Origin of the sequence: Pseudomonas putida (assembly GCA_041071465.1) — a bacterium.
Lineage (GTDB): Bacteria > Pseudomonadota > Gammaproteobacteria > Pseudomonadales > Pseudomonadaceae > Aquipseudomonas > Aquipseudomonas putida_P.
Map to the genome: position 1 here is coordinate 2,437,362 of CP163498.1, position 14,901 is coordinate 2,452,262.

Genomic DNA, 14,901 nt, shown 5'->3' on the forward strand with positions numbered 1-14,901 from the left:
GGTGATGTGTTGTCAGCTGGCCGGCCGCAGGTTGCCGAATAGCCTGTTGGCTTGTGCCTCGCTCATGCTGCCACGCCACGCGCCTTCCCCGATGTCGCGTTCACTGGCCAGTTTCAGGTGACCTGCTTCAAGCCGAGTGAAGCCTTGTGCCGGTTGCTGGCGGAAGTGAAAGTGCGCGTACCACAATGGCTGCTGGGTACCCAGGTCATTGATGCGGTACTCCTCCAGGTATTCGACAGGGTTGCCCTTGCGGTCCGTCTTCGGCTTCAGTGTGCGTGACCAAACGATTTCCACTTCATTCTGTTCAAGCAGGTCTTCCAGATAGCCCACGGTGGGTTTGCCGGTTGCTTTGGTCTGGGCCGTTCGTAGCTGGCGACCAAATGCTTGTACCTGCTGGGCGGTCGTTTCCAGCCTATGCGTCAGCGCGGTTTGCTCTGGGTTGAGCGTGCCACCTGCTTTCTGCCGAATCCTGTCGGCGATGAAACGCAGTTGCTGTGCATGGCCTTGAGCGATGTCCTCCAGGTCGACGGGCACTGCTTGAGGTGTCTGGTACTGGCGCAACCGGGTTTGTTGCCTCGGGATATCGTCCAGCCGGGCAGTAGCGGTTTCCACAAGGCTCGACATCGTCTCGGTGGGGGCCGCACGCTCGGGCGTGGATAACCGCCATTCTCCCGCCTCGTTCCTGGCATAAACCGTATGAGGTTGATCCGAGTTGGGGTGGTTGATGCGCATGCGTGTCTGCCCCCGTTCGACGTACTCGTTGCCGATAAGCGGCCCCTCGGCGGTTTCGAACAGGCGTGGACGGCTTGGACCGCTAGCGGGCTGTACCGCAGGGCGCTGCCGGTTTGCAGTGACGCTATTGAGACTATCCTCAATATCGCTGACAAGCTGGCGCATCAACTGGCGCAACGAGCGTGTTTCGTTGGTCGACAGCAAGTCCTGGAACGTGTCTTGCCATGCGGTTACATGGCCAATAAAGCGCGTATAGCGGTCTTGCACGCTGGCCAGGAAGGTGCGCTCCTGAGCTCGGCTAAGGCCGGCCTTTTGTAGTTGAAGATGGCTGAAAAGCGTGCTGCGCAAGGCTGCCCCCTGTTCGTTGAAGTGCGCCATGAATGCCGCCATTTGTGGGTGTTCAACGGCGTTTGCGGTGAACAGTGTCGACGACAGGATGGACGCTCGAACGAGCCGGGTATTGGCTGCATCGAGGGTCAGGCCCGTGCCTGTGACTTTTGCCAGGTAATCGGTCAGTGCTTTGCCCTGCAATTGGTTGCACCTGGCATGATGACGAATGGCCAGGCGCTCCACCTCCTGCAGCGTTTCGATCATTTCCTGGTTCGCCCGCAGCGAGTCCTGCGTGACGCGCCTCACCACATGGGTGGGTACCGAGGGCAGTGGCAGGGCCTGGATGGCACTGGTTGCACGCATTGACTGTTGCGTGGCCAAGGTGAAGCGGTCGGCCACCAGATGCATATCGAGTACGCTCATCTCACTGATGTTGGCCTCGCACAGTGAGGTGAACCGGGTGTAGTCCGATCTGCTCAGCGTCGAGCGCTGCTCCTTGAGGCGAGCGAGGCTGCGCGCATTGAACTCGATGTTCTGCATCAACTCATCGCTCAGCTGCTGGCGTGCATTGGCGATTACTGCCTGCTGAGCGTCGCTCAGTGCCCCCCCTTCGGCCACTACTCGCTTGGCCGAGTGGTAGGCCTCTTGTTTTGCGCGCATGCGTATCACGATGCGTTTCAGTTCGTCGTTGATGTCGTGTGCCAGCGCCATGCCGGTCAACTGCTGGGGTTGGCGGCGAAGCAGCACACGCCAGTAGGCAACACCATTCTCGTAAAGGGTGGTAAGTACGCCGCCGCCGCCCGCTAGGCCATTGTCGACCAGCAAGCCGCTCAGCCTGCCTGGTGTCCCCCAAACGCCCTGCTCACTCAGGCGCACGGGTTGCCGATAGGTACGAAGACCCTGTGGCTTGAGCCTCCAGGTGAAGTAAGCGGGGTCCCAGGTCACTGCATACCAGGCGTTGTTGCGGGAAATATAGCGTTGTCCTGTGGCCACATGCTCGAACACGCCAGCACCCTGCGGCAGTGTGGAACGCACCATTGGGCCAGCAGGCAATCCTGCTTCATAACCGGTGAACGGGCTAGGAGGCGCCTTGCGAGTACTGGTAATTGGCCGCAGCGGATCAAGGCGCTGGCGTCGCTGGGTAAGCAGACGCGCTGCAGTTGCAGGGTTGCGTTGGCTGGCTGCCAACGGCGCGAGCGTGAGGATGGCGTCGGTCAGCGATTGCAGCAGGCTGACCAGGTGTTGGATGCCTGTCTCCAGGTTGCCCTTGGCAAAAGCCGTGATCGCAGCATTCGCCGTGTGCCAGCCATCGTACAGCGCCAAGGCCGTGCCTGCGCCGGGCAACAGGCCAAGCACGAGCCTCAGCCCCAGGAAGAAGTAACGATCGAAAACGTCGGGCGCTGCAAGCACCATGTCGGCCTGGCTGCGCGACGTCGCGCGGTGGCTGCGGATGAGGTCGCCCATGTCCTGACGGCACTCATGCGTGGGCAAGGTTTCCGAGCGCGACGCGCCCATCTCTATGAACACCCGGAAGCCCTGTTGCAGCGCAGTGTTGATGTAACTTTCATGATGGTCTGGGTTGCCGGACTGGGCCTGGGTTGCGAGGTAGCGGGCCATCTTCGGGTCCAGCGCCATGCGCTGTAACGCCTCGCACGCTGCGCTGGTGCTGGCATGCTGGCTAACGACACTGCCATTGGGCGCGCCAGGCATGTACAACAGCACTGGGCCATTGGCGTCTGTTATGACATGTATGGCCGACAACCCCACACTGTCGCTGGAGCCGTCTGCTGCGGTTCCTGGCCTAAGCACCAGGGACAGGTATTGAACCGTTCTGGCAGAAACAGCATTGACCTGTTCGCGGCAGAAGGTTTCCAGCAGTCGCTGCCCATCAGCATCGAGGCTGGCCGGTTTGCACAGTGCCAACAAGCGCAGCCGATACGCGTAGGGAGCACGAAGCGTTTCGTGGCGCCACTCAACTTGCCAAGGGGTTTCTTGCTCGAAGCCCAGGTATGCATTGACGATGCGGTTTTCATAGCTGCCGGCGGCGTCTAGCCGGGTGATCAGCTCGGCAATGTAAGCGGGCGTGAGTGCTTGCTGCAGCGTCGGGTGGGTGGCCGGATCGAGCGTGATGATTGCATTATCCAGCAAGAGCCGTCGCTCATCGTCAAGCGCCACGAGGATGAAAGATTCAAGGCTGACATCACTGCGCGCCTCGCTGAACACTGGTACGTCGCGTGAACCTGCGCCGCCCGCTGCGGATTGGCCGGTCACTTCCTTTTTTACCGTGACACTGTTGGCAATGTTCAGGGTTATGTTCGGCATGGTCTGGAGGCCGAACTCATTGCACACGTGGTGTTCCAGCATGTGCCATGTGAACTGCTGGCGCGATGGCAGGCTTACTTTCAGCAGTTCACCCGCGGCGCGGACGGCGTCTTGGTATGCGCTCACCTGGGCAATCAATTCGGTGAGCTCATCGGCACCAAGGTGCTGCAGTGGCATGAGAAGTGTCTGGACACGGCTGCTGCGGTTCAGCTCAGCGAACCGCTCCAAGGCGATGGCCCTGGCCTGGTTCTCACTCATGCACAGCCGCTGCCGGGCTTGCTCTCGTGATGTGTTCGCGGGTAGTGACTCGACGATGGTTTGCACGCAGTGCTGCATGAAGTGCGCGGGAATGGGCGTTTGATCGAGTGTGACTGCGGGCGCATTGGAGAGTGCCTCTAGCAGTTGCACCGCATCCGCTGCGTGCACCGAGTCCAGTATCGCGTCTGGCCAGGCGCCGCACAGCGTTGCCAGCAGGTGTCTGGTGAGCGTGGCTTCATCCTCGAAAGCCATCAGGCCACCCTGTTGACCGGGGCGGTATAGCAGCAGTGAATAGTCCAAGGTGTCGTCAGTGTCCCCGACGGCTGCGCGGAATGTCATGTAGCCAGATAGCGCCCAGCTACGATCACCGGTGCCCAGCATGAGGGTGCTGGCTTGCACAGGGCGCTGGAGGCTTGGCCTGGGTCTGTCAACGAGCGCTTCCACCCAGCCCAGGTGGGTGGCTGAAAGCTCACCCATGGCGTGCTGCAAGCGTGCCTCCAGCAGCAAGCCCTGAGATAGTTCATGGCTGATTCGCGCTATGCGAGTCTGTTCCTCATGAGGCGCTTGCCAGTCATCGGCAGCGACTTGGTCGGGAAGCTCCAGCAGGAAGAGGTTCAGCGAATCCTGAAGCTTAACCAGCTGCTCCAGTTGCTCTCGCAGCCAGGTAACTTCCACCGAGGAGGGCTCTGTATCGTCTCCCAGATACTGCTCTAGCAGTGCTTCCTGGCGCTCGATGCGCTGCCGCCGCCAGCTTGTCGGCAGGTACTGCTCAAGGCTGTCAAAATGCAGCTCTTCGTTCGCCAGTGCGGCATCGGCAGCGATCAGGTCGTCAATGGTGTTGTCGGTCGTGGCGTCGAGGGAATCTGAAATGATCGAACCTCGCTGTGCTTCCCAATCCTGCAGGTCACTCCAATCCAGGGGCTGAGTTGCAGGCTCTTTGCTGGCCTTGAATAAAAAATGGTCGGAAATTGCCTGGATGCGCAGCAGGTGCTCATCCAATAACACGCTGAAGCCATCGTTCGCGATCGGTGAGACGATGACGTTTTCGTTCGAGCCCGTGGTGATCGAATACCTCGGATCTGACCAGAACCAGAAATGGTTCTGATGCACCCAGTTGCGCAGGCTTTGCTGATTGTCGAACGTCAGTAGCGGGGTTTGCGCGCCCGGCCTGTACATCAGCCAGCGTGAACCTTTCGGCTGAGGTGCAATCAGCAATGCCGCCGTGCTGGTAAGGCTCGCGCCATTAGGAAGCTGGCAGTCCAGTTGAGCATATTGCAGGTCAGGCTGATGGCCTTGTTGCCAGTTATCGATGTCCAGTTTGCCGGTGCCAAACGCTATATCCAGGTTGCTCTTAAAGTGTTGGCGCAGCAGGTTGCTTGCATGTTTTTGGCGCGAGAGGGTTGTACCCGGCATCCGGCCGTTCCAGTAGTCATGGGTGGCTTGAAAGTGGGCTGCATTCACTACAGGGCCGAGTTCGCTGAGCCAGTCACTGCCAGCCCATTTCGTTTGCGCCTGTGAGTCGTCCAACCCCCATGTGGTCCACGTCGTATAGGCGGTGGCGAATAGTGGGCTGGCCAGCAGGCGTGCGGCAAAAGTCATCAGGGTGACCTGGCTGTCGCCGTCTTGCAGCCCGCAGGTGTAGGGGTCGATGCCGAGGTGAGCGTGTAGCGTGGCTTGCAGTATTTGTTTCACGGTGGGGGCACCGTTCAACAGGTTGCGTAATGCAGTGGCGGCACGACGCTGCGCGGGTCTGGCTGCCTCCAGCATGTTGCCTCTGCCGGCTAGCTGGCGGTCGAAGGTGTCTGTGTCTGTCAGGGGTAATGCTTTGACGTAATCGGTTTGCGAACTGCTGGCTGTGGGCATGAGCAATGGTCTCTTTGAGGGGGGCGCGCTAGCGCAAGCCTCATTGAAACGATCACTTGGTTTTGCTGGGTGGTAGATGTTTAGGGTCAGGCGCCATTGCGCTTGGGCAGGAAGGGGGGCAGGTAGAGTGACAGGTAGGCTTCGAACACGCGCATGCCTTCTTCCGCCATGCGCGGCGTGATCTGTTCGAACAGCTGCATTGAGCGAGCGTAGACACGGTCGCTCAGCTCCATGGCCAGCGCGAACACATCCACATCGCCCGGCATCGCCGGCAGCTGGAAATGCCGGTCGAACAGGCTGTGCATCAGTTCGCCCAGTTCCATATCGTGCTGGCGGTCAGCCTGCACCACTTCACTCAGCCCGTGCTGGGCGAGGATCAACTGGCGTGCAGCAGCATCTTCGTTGTAGATGGCGAGCATGCGTTGCTCGATCAGCCGCGACAGTTGGTGCCAGGTCGTGAAGGCAAGGCTGTCGATGGGGGCACTCAAGGCCTCGCGAAACGCACGGTGTACGTCGGCCGTCAGTGCTTCCAGCAACGCAGGTACGCTGGCGAAGAAGTGATACACCGACGACGGTGGAATCTGTGCCCGCTCGGCAACGCTGTAGATGGACAGTGCCGCTACCCCTTGTTCGGCCAGCAGCTCGCGCGCAGCCGCCAGGATCGCTTCGATCCTGGCTTGGCTGCTGGCGCGCGGTTTGCGTGGGGTGGCGGTGCGGTTCATCAGTTGCTGATTGCCAGGATGCTGGCCTGGTAAGCACCGACGAACAGGTCAAAGTCGCCGACTTCGTCTTGCTCCAGCTCTGATTGCCTGGCAAGCGACTCGCGGGCCAGCGTTTCGAATGCCTGCTGCTTTTCGCTGCTCAGCGGTTGCTCGCGGAATGTTTCGGCGTGGATACGGCTTTGGCGCAGCGAGAACTGGACGAAACTTTCGTCATGTTCGGTCATGCGTGCCAGCACCTGGGCCGATGGGGTCAGCGAGGTATCGTCGACCTTGGCCTGCTGGGCATCCAGGGCTTTGGCGTGGGCTTCGCCACCTTGGGCCTGGTCGAGCAGGTCGGCCAACTGGCGGATACGCTCGATCAGCTCGCTGGCCCAGTCTTTCAGGCCGATAGGCTGGCCATCGCGGTGCAGCTCGAGCCCCGGACGACGGCCTTCCTTGACCACGGTCAAGAAGTTGTCGGTGCACTGGCCGCACTCGCCGTTGTCCAGCTGCGGGCTTTCTTCCAGGGCGCAGAACAGCAGGAACGCATCGAGGAAGCGCGCTTCGGTCAGGTCGATGCCCACGGGCAGGAACGGGTTGATGTCCAGGCAACGCACCTCTACATACTGCACGCCCCGCGAGGTCAGGGCCTGGATCGGCCGTTCGCCGGTGTAGGTGACGCGCTTGGGGCGAATGTTCGAGTAGTACTCGTTTTCGATCTGCAGGATGTTGGTGTTCAGCTGCACCCATTCGCCGTCCACATGCGTGCCGACTTCAACGTAAGGCGGGTAGGGCGTGCCCACTGCTTTGCGCAGGCTGTCGGTGTAGCTGGCCAGGTTGTTGTAACACGGCGTAAGGCCGGCCTGGGCGTTGCTCTGGTAGCCCAGGTCGCTCATGCGCAGGCTGGTGGCGTAGGGCAGGAACAGGGTCTCGGCGTCCAGCTCTTCGAGCTGGTGCGGGCGGCCACGCAAAAAGCCTTTGTCCAGGGCCGGCGAGGCGCCGAACAGGTACATCAGCAGCCAGCTGTAGCGGCGGAAGTTGCGGATCAGCGCGATGTAGGCCGACGACTGGTAGTCGCGGTCGTCTTCAGTGCTGCCTTCGGCTTCGCGCAGCAGGGGCCAAAGCGCCTCGGGCAGCGAGAAGTTGTAATGGATACCGGCAATGCACTGCATGGTGCGGCCGTAGCGAAGGGCCAGGCCCTTGCGGTAGACGTGCTTGAGCTTGCCGATGTTCGAGGTGCCGTACTCGGCGATCGGGATGTCCTCCTCGGCCGGTAGCGTGCACGGCATCGACGGGCTCCACAGGTATTCGTCGCCCAGCTTGCTGTAGACGAAACGGTGGGTCTCTTCGAGGCTTTCGAGCACCTTGGCCGGGTCGGGCAGGGCTGGGGTGATGAACTCCAGCAGCGACTCGGAATAATCGGTGGTGATCTGCTCGTTGGTCAGCGCCGATCCCAGTGCGTCCGGATGCGGGGTCTGGGCCAGGCGACCTTCGTCGGTCACGCGCAGGCATTCGCGCTCAATGCCGTGCAGGCACTGCTTGAGCAGGGGGAGATTGGCGCCGAGCAGGCTCAGGCGGCGGTTGAGGAGGTCGCTCAAGATGTATTCCTTCACGCGTCAGTCGCCCCAATATGGGGGTAGAGATAACGGTCTACAAGGGTAGGAAGAAAGGAACTGGCGTTGTCGCCTGGTTTACGCGGATCCAGCAGTGCCAGCGCACTGCTGAAAATACCGCAGATACGGCTTGGTGAGCTAGAGAACCGCGAAGGTTCCTTGCGCTTTTGCCACCAGCTTGTCGCCCTGGACTACGTCAGCGTCGACCACCAGGGTGCGCCGCCCGGCGTGCAGTACACGGGCGGTACACAGCACTTCACCGTCGCTGACGGCGCGCATGTAGTTGATCTTGCACTCGATGGTGACGCTTTGCTGGTCAAAGCCATGGCTGGCCGAGCAGGCCAGGCCCATGGCGATGTCCACCAGGCTGAAGATGGCCCCGCCGTGCAGCTTCTGGCCACGGTTGCGCAAGTGCGGCTCGAGGGCCAGGGCCACCTCGGCAACACCGGTATCCAGGCGTTGCAGGCGGCAGCCCAGCAGTTGGCTGAAGGCGCTTTCGACGTATTCGCGCGGTACGTCCATCACTTCTTCTTCAACTGCTTGGCGTTGGCGAACAGGGAGGCCATGGCATTGTTGGCCGGTGCGGCAGTGGTGGTTTCACGCTGGCGCGGGGCCTGCTGCTGGCGGTTGCCGCCATTGCCACGATTGCCGCCACGGTTGCCTTCGACCTTTTCGCCGGGGGTGTCGCTCATGCGCATGGACAGGCCGACGCGCTTGCGCGGGATATCCACTTCCATGACTTTGACCTTGACCACATCGCCGGCCTTGACCGCTTCACGCGGGTCTTTGATGAACTTCTCCGACAGTGCCGAGATGTGTACCAGGCCGTCCTGGTGCACACCGATGTCGACGAAGGCGCCGAAGTTGGTGACGTTGGTCACCACGCCTTCCAGGATCATGCCGGGTACGAGGTCCTTGAGGTCTTCGACGCCGTCCTGGAAGGTGGCGGTCTTGAACTCGGGGCGTGGGTCGCGACCAGGCTTGTCCAGCTCTTGCAGGATGTCGGTGACGGTCGGCAGGCCGAAGGACTCGTCGGTGAACTTCTTCGGGTCCAAACGCTTGAGGAAGCTGCTGTCGCCAATCAGCGAGCGAATGTCGCGCTCGGTGTCGGCGGCGATGCGCTGCACCAGCGGGTAGGCCTCAGGGTGCACCGCAGAGGCGTCCAGCGGGTTGTCGCCGTTCATCACACGCAGGAAGCCGGCGGCTTGCTCGAAGGTTTTTTCACCCAGGCGGCTGACCTTTTTCAGCGCTGCACGGGTGGCGAAGGGGCCGTTGGCATCGCGGTGGGCAACGATGTTCTGTGCCAGCGTGGCGTTGAGGCCGGAGATACGGGTCAGCAGCGCCACCGAGGCGGTGTTCACGTCCACACCCACGGCGTTCACGCAGTCCTCGACCACGGCGTCCAGGCCACGCGCCAGTTTCAGCTGGGACACGTCGTGCTGGTACTGGCCGACACCGATGGATTTCGGGTCGATCTTCACCAGCTCGGCCAGCGGGTCCTGCAGGCGGCGAGCAATTGACACGGCACCACGGATCGACACGTCCAGGTCCGGGAACTCGCGGGCGGCCAGTTCCGAGGCCGAATACACCGACGCGCCGGCTTCGGAGACCATGATCTTGGTGATCTTCAGTGCTGGGTATTTTTTAACCAGCTCGGCCACCAGCTTGTCGCTTTCACGGCTGGCGGTGCCGTTGCCGATGGCGATCAGCTCCACCGAGTGCTTGGCGCACAGTGCAGCCATGATGGAAAGGGTGCGGTCCCAGTCGTTCTTCGGCGCGTGCGGGTAGACCGTGGTGTAGTCCAGCAGCTTGCCGGTGGCATCGACCACGGCGATCTTGCAGCCTGTGCGCAGGCCCGGGTCGAAGCCCAGGGTAGCACGTGGGCCAGCCGGGGCGGCCAGCAGCAGGTCGTGCAGGTTGTGGGCGAACACGTTGATCGCTTCGCCTTCGGCGTTGTCCCGCAGCTCGCCGAACAGGTCGGTTTCCAGGTGGGTATACAGCTTGACCTTCCAGGTCCAGCGCACCACTTCGCCCAGCCATTTGTCGGCCGGGCGGCCGCGGTTTTCGATGCCGACGTGGCTGCCGATCATCAGTTCGCATGGGTGCAGGGTACCGGGCAGCTCTTCGCCGACCTTGAGCGATGCGCTCAAAACACCTTCATTGCGCCCGCGGAAGATGGCCAGCGCACGGTGCGACGGCGCAGTGCGCAGTAGTTCGTCGTGGGCGAAGTAATCGCGGAACTTGGCGCCTTCTTCTTCCTTGCCGGCCACCAGGCGGGCGCTGAGCACGGCTTCCTGCTTGAGGAAACTGCGCAGCTTGTCGAGCAGGGCGGCGTCTTCGGCAAAGCGCTCCATCAGGATGTACTTGGCGCCTTCCAGTGCCGCCTTGACGTCGGCCACGCCCTTTTCGGCGTCGACGAAGCGTGCGGCTTCGCTTTCCGGTGCCAGGGTGGGGTCGTTGAACAGGCCGTCGGCCAGCTCGCCAAGGCCGGCTTCCAGGGCGATCTGGCCCTTGGTGCGACGCTTCTGCTTGTACGGCAGGTACAGGTCTTCGAGGCGCGTCTTGGTGTCGGCCAGCTTGATCTCGCGGGCCAGTTCCGGGGTCAGCTTGCCCTGCTCCTCGATGCTGGACAGGATGCTGGCGCGGCGCTCGTCGAGTTCGCGCAGGTAGCGCAGGCGTTCTTCCAGATGGCGCAACTGGGTATCGTCCAGGCTACCGGTCACTTCCTTGCGGTAACGGGCGATGAAGGGCACGGTCGAGCCTTCGTCCAACAGGCCCACGGCCGCCTCGACCTGCTGGGGGCGTACGCCCAGTTCCTCGGCGATACGGCTGTTGATGCTGTCCATGTAAACCACCTGACATTTGTGAATACGGGGGTCGCCTGTGGGCTTTTCGCCCGGCGGCGCTGGATGAAAGGCGCGCATTATACCCATCGCAAACGCCTTGCGGTGATGGCGCCCGGCCAGCCGGAACTGGCGCCGGGGAAAAATCTGCTAACAATGCTCACGCAACGTGCAGCAATGGCTACGCCATAATGCGCGGCGAAATCAGAGGAGTTATTCATGACCGGCACGCCAAACACCGCTGAAGGTGACAAGATTCTCATCGTCGACGACGATCCGGGGCTGAGCAGCCTGCTGGAACGTTTCTTCACCAGCAAGGGCTACCGTGCCCGCGCGGTGCCCAACACCGAGCAGATGGACCGTCTGTTGCAGCGCGAAGTGTTCAACCTGGTGGTACTCGACCTGATGCTGCCAGGTGAGGATGGCCTGTCTGCGTGCAAGCGCCTGCGCCAGCAGAACAACCAGATCCCGATCATCATGCTGACCGCCAAGGGCGATGAGCTCAGCCGCATCAAAGGCCTGGAACTGGGTGCCGACGACTACCTGGGCAAACCCTTCAACCCGGACGAACTGATGGCGCGGGTCAAGGCTGTGCTGCGTCGCCAGGCGCCCAGCGTACCGGGTGCGCCGGGCAGCGAAGACGAGTCGGTCACCTTCGGCGACTACGAGCTTTCGCTGGCCACCCGCGAACTCAAGCGTGGCGACGAAGTGCACATGCTCACCACCGGTGAATTCGCCGTACTCAAGGCCCTGGTGATGCACGCCCGCGAGCCATTGACCCGCGACAAGCTGATGAACCTGGCCCGTGGCCGTGAGTGGGATGCACTGGAGCGCTCCATCGACGTGCAGATCTCGCGCCTGCGTCGCATGATCGAACCGGACCCGTCCAAGCCGCGTTACATCCAGACCGTATGGGGCGTGGGCTACGTGTTCGTACCGGACGGAAACGCCGGTAAATGATGCCGCGCCCTTCATGAAAACACCGGTCTGGTTTCCGCAAAGCTTCTTCGCCCGCACCCTGTGGCTGGTGTTGATCGTCGTCCTGTTCTCCAAGGCGCTGACCCTGGTCTACCTGCTGATGAACGAGGACGTGCTGGTCGACCGTCAGTACAGCCACGGGGTAGCGCTGACATTGCGCGCCTATTGGGCCGCCGACGAAGAAAACCGCGACAAGATCGCCGAGGCGGCAGGCCTTATCCGCGTGACCGGCTCGGGCGTGCCCGAAGGGGAGCAGCACTGGCCCTACAGCGAAATCTACCAACGGCAGATGCAGGCCGAACTGGGTGACGACACCGAAGTTCGGCTGCGCATTCACGCGCCGCCAGCGTTGTGGGTCAACGCGCCAAGCCTTGGGCCTGGTTGGCTGAAAGTGCCGCTGTACCCGCACCCGTTGCGTGGGCAGAAAATCTGGAACGTGCTGGGCTGGTTCCTGGCCATCGGCCTGTTGTCTACCGCTTCGGCGTGGATTTTCGTGCGCCAGCTGAACCAGCCGCTCAAGCGCCTGGTGTTTGCCGCTCGCCAGCTTGGCCAGGGGCGCAGTGTGCGCCTGCCGATCAGCGATACGCCCAGCGAGATGACCGAGGTGTACAAGGCCTTCAACCAGATGGCCGAGGATGTCGAGCAGGCCGGGCGCGAGCGCGAGCTGATGTTGGCTGGGGTTTCCCATGACCTGCGCACACCGCTGACACGTCTGCGGCTGTCGTTGTCACTGCTGAACAGCGACAGCGATTTGAGTGACGACATGGTCCGCGATATCGAGGACATGGACGCGATTCTCGATCAGTTCCTGGCGTTTATCCGCGATGGCCGTGACGAACCGGTGGAAGAGGTCGACCTGGCTGACCTGGTACGCGAGGTGGTGGCGCCGTACAACCAGCCACAAGAGCGCGTGCGCCTGTGCCTGGAGCCGATTCCACCGTTCCCGCTGCGCCGGGTTTCGCTCAAGCGCATGTTGGGCAACCTGATCGGCAACGCCTTGCACCATGCTGGCAAGGGGGTCGAGGTGGCGGCCTATGTGTCGGGTGACGAAAGTGCGCCGTACGTGGTGCTGAGCGTGCTGGACCGCGGCACCGGGATCGACGAGTCGGAGTTGGAAACCATCTTCAACCCGTTCATTCGTGGTGACCGGGCGCGGGGTGGCAAGGGCACAGGCCTGGGGCTGGCGATCGTCAAACGGATCGCGGCGCAGCATGGCGGGAATGTGGAATTGCGTAACCGGTCTGGTGGCGGGATCGAAGCGCGGGTCAGGCTGCCATTGGGGCTGCTGCTACCGCGTAATGCCGTGTGATTTTTGGGGCCGCAAAGCGGCCCCAAAAATCTCAGCCTTTGCCCTTGGTCCGGGTCTGATTCGGCCCGCCATTCTTCTCCAGGTGTTCGATGATCATCCCGGCCACGTTCTTGCCGGTGGTCACTTCAATGCCTTCCAGCCCCGGCGACGAGTTCACCTCCATCACCAGCGGCCCATGGTTGGAGCGCAGGATATCCACGCCCGCCACGCTCAGCCCCATCACCTTGGCCGCGCGAATCGCGGTAATCCGCTCTTCAGGGGTTATCTTGATCAGGCTGGCAACGCCACCACGGTGCAGGTTGGAGCGAAACTCGCCCGGCTTGGCCTGACGCTTCATCGAGGCAATCACCTTGTCGCCCACCACGAAGCAGCGAATGTCGGCGCCACCGGCCTCTTTGATGTACTCCTGAACCATGATGTTCTGTTTGAGGCCCATGAACGCTTCGATCACTGACTCGGCCGCCTGGGTGGTTTCGCACAGCACCACGCCGATGCCTTGAGTGCCTTCCAGCACCTTGATCACCAAAGGGGCACCGTTGACCATCTGGATCAGGTCGGGGATGTCGTCCGGCGAGTGGGCGAAGCCTGTGATCGGCAGGCCGATGCCGCGCCGCGACAACAACTGCAACGAGCGCAGCTTGTCGCGTGAGCGGGCAATGGCCACCGACTCGTTGAGTGGGTACACGCCCATCATTTCGAACTGGCGCAGTACTGCGCAGCCGTAGAAGGTAACCGAAGCACCGATGCGCGGGATCACCGCATCGAAGCCTTCCAGCGGCTTGCCGCGATAGTGGATCTGCGGCTTGTGGCTGGCAATGTTCATGTAGGCCCGCAGGGTATCGATCACCACCATTTCGTGGCCACGCTGGATACCGGCTTCGACCAGGCGGCGGGTGGAATACAGACGCGGATTGCGCGACAGCACAGCGATCTTCATGCAGCACCTGTGACAGGGGAAAGGGTGGCCGGGAAGGCCGGTTTGTCTTGTACGTATTTCAGGCCGGGGTTGACCACCAATTGGCCGTGTATGAGGGCCTTGGAACCAAGCAACAGGCGATAGCGCATATTCTTGCGGCAGGCCAGGGTGAACTCCACCTCCCACACACCATCGCCCAGCGCCAGTGACGTGCGGATGACATAGCGGGTCTGGGCCTGGCCGTTGGAGCTTTTGATGGTTTTCATGGTGACCAGCGGCGCCTCGCAGCGGCGGTGACGCAGTTGCACCACCGAGCCCAGGTGCGCGGTGAAACGGACCCAGGGCTGGCCATCGCGCTCGAACGGTTCCACCTCTGTGGCGTGCAGGCTGGAGGTGCTGGCACCGGTGTCGATCTTGGCGCGCAGCCCGGCCACGCCGAGGTCAGGCAAGGCGACCCACTCGCGCAGGCCGATCACAGTCAAATGGTCAAATGTCTTCACGAAGCACACCCTGCGAATGAGGTGGTGAACTGTAAGCACGGCGGGGACTTTTTGCATCCGTATGTGAAGGTAGTACAGTTCGATGAAAGACAGAATCCGAGGTAACGGGATGGCACAAAAAGCCGAAGACGACGATAAGGTTCGTCTGGACAAATGGCTGTGGGCGGCGCGCTTTTACAAGACGCGAGCGCTGGCCAAGGCCGCGATCGAAAGCGGCAAGGTGCATTGCCGGGGCGAGCGATGCAAGCCGGGCAAAGAGCCGCGGGTGGGCGACGAGTTCGTGCTGCGCACCGGGTTCGATGAACGTACTGTGGTGGTGAAAGCGTTGTCGGTGGTGCGGCGTGGGCGCCAGAGGCGCAGACGCTGTACGAGGAAACCGAAGAAAGTGTGCGTCGCCGTGAGCAGGCGGCCGACCTGCGTAAGGCGGGGGCGATGGGGGTGACTACCGATGGCCGGCCGACCAAAAAGCAGCGGCGGCAGATACACCAGTTGCATGGGAGCTTTGAATAGCCGGGGCCGCTTTGCGGCCTATCGCG

9 protein-coding genes and 1 pseudogene are annotated in these 14,901 nt (G+C 62.0%); 3 read left to right on the forward strand and 7 right to left on the reverse strand.

Going from position 1 to position 14,901, the window contains the following annotated elements:
- Positions 1 to 12: 12 nt before the first annotated feature.
- From AB5975_11265 to AB5975_11285, 5 genes are all read right to left on the reverse strand, one after another.
- Complete coding sequence (locus AB5975_11265) at positions 13 to 5,505, reverse strand: DUF6543 domain-containing protein (GenBank protein ID XDR22330.1); 5,493 nt, start codon at positions 5,503 to 5,505, stop codon at positions 13 to 15.
- A gap of 86 nt (positions 5,506 to 5,591) precedes the next feature.
- Positions 5,592 to 6,227 carry a TetR/AcrR family transcriptional regulator gene (locus tag AB5975_11270; protein XDR22331.1) on the reverse strand — a complete coding sequence of 212 codons (636 nt, stop codon included), beginning with the start codon at positions 6,225 to 6,227 and terminating at the stop codon, positions 5,592 to 5,594.
- Positions 6,227 to 7,804 (reverse strand): glutamate--cysteine ligase, encoded by a 1,578-nt coding sequence (gene gshA, locus AB5975_11275; protein XDR22332.1) that lies wholly within the window; start codon positions 7,802 to 7,804, stop codon positions 6,227 to 6,229. The genes AB5975_11270 and gshA overlap by 1 nt, the downstream gene beginning before the upstream one ends.
- Before the next feature lie 153 nt (positions 7,805 to 7,957).
- Positions 7,958 to 8,341: a PaaI family thioesterase gene (locus AB5975_11280; protein ID XDR22333.1), complete on the reverse strand. Its 384-nt coding sequence runs from the start codon at positions 8,339 to 8,341 to the stop codon at positions 7,958 to 7,960.
- On the reverse strand, positions 8,341 to 10,665 hold the full coding sequence (locus tag AB5975_11285; protein XDR22334.1) for a Tex family protein: 2,325 nt from the start codon (positions 10,663 to 10,665) through the stop codon (positions 8,341 to 8,343). The genes AB5975_11280 and AB5975_11285 overlap by 1 nt, the downstream gene beginning before the upstream one ends.
- 216 nt (positions 10,666 to 10,881) lie before the next feature.
- Between AB5975_11285 and ompR the strand changes: the two genes are divergently transcribed.
- A complete protein-coding gene (ompR, locus tag AB5975_11290) occupies positions 10,882 to 11,622 on the forward strand; it encodes a two-component system response regulator OmpR (GenBank protein XDR22335.1) in 741 nt (246 codons plus the stop codon).
- A 13-nt stretch (positions 11,623 to 11,635) separates the two neighbouring features.
- Entirely contained in the window at positions 11,636 to 12,949 is a 1,314-nt protein-coding gene (locus AB5975_11295; protein XDR22336.1) for an ATP-binding protein, read from the forward strand.
- A gap of 31 nt (positions 12,950 to 12,980) precedes the next feature.
- On the opposite strand, the gene rimK is transcribed toward AB5975_11295, so the two are convergent.
- Entirely contained in the window at positions 12,981 to 13,886 is a 906-nt protein-coding gene (gene rimK / locus AB5975_11300) for a 30S ribosomal protein S6--L-glutamate ligase (protein ID XDR22337.1), read from the reverse strand.
- On the reverse strand, positions 13,883 to 14,332 hold the full coding sequence (locus tag AB5975_11305; GenBank protein XDR22959.1) for an ATP-dependent zinc protease: 450 nt from the start codon (positions 14,330 to 14,332) through the stop codon (positions 13,883 to 13,885). The genes rimK and AB5975_11305 overlap by 4 nt, the downstream gene beginning before the upstream one ends.
- Before the next feature lie 142 nt (positions 14,333 to 14,474).
- On the opposite strand from AB5975_11305, the pseudogene AB5975_11310 reads away from it, so the two are divergent.
- A pseudogene (locus tag AB5975_11310) lies at positions 14,475 to 14,875 on the forward strand (RNA-binding S4 domain-containing protein).
- The last annotated feature ends 26 nt before the right edge of the window (positions 14,876 to 14,901 follow it).

Bases quoted from the DNA above. Each gene is read 5' to 3' on its own strand.
- AB5975_11265 (XDR22330.1), bottom strand. From the start codon at position 5,505: ATGCCCACAGCCAGCAGTTCGCAAACCGATTACGTCAAAGCATTACCC.
- ompR (XDR22335.1), top strand. From the start codon at position 10,882: ATGACCGGCACGCCAAACACCGCTGAAGGTGACAAGATTCTCATCGTC.
- AB5975_11295 (XDR22336.1), top strand. From the start codon at position 11,636: ATGAAAACACCGGTCTGGTTTCCGCAAAGCTTCTTCGCCCGCACCCTG.
- AB5975_11280 (XDR22333.1), bottom strand. From the start codon at position 8,341: ATGGACGTACCGCGCGAATACGTCGAAAGCGCCTTCAGCCAACTGCTG.
- AB5975_11270 (XDR22331.1), bottom strand. From the start codon at position 6,227: ATGAACCGCACCGCCACCCCACGCAAACCGCGCGCCAGCAGCCAAGCC.
- AB5975_11285 (XDR22334.1), bottom strand. From the start codon at position 10,665: ATGGACAGCATCAACAGCCGTATCGCCGAGGAACTGGGCGTACGCCCC.
- rimK (XDR22337.1), bottom strand. From the start codon at position 13,886: ATGAAGATCGCTGTGCTGTCGCGCAATCCGCGTCTGTATTCCACCCGC.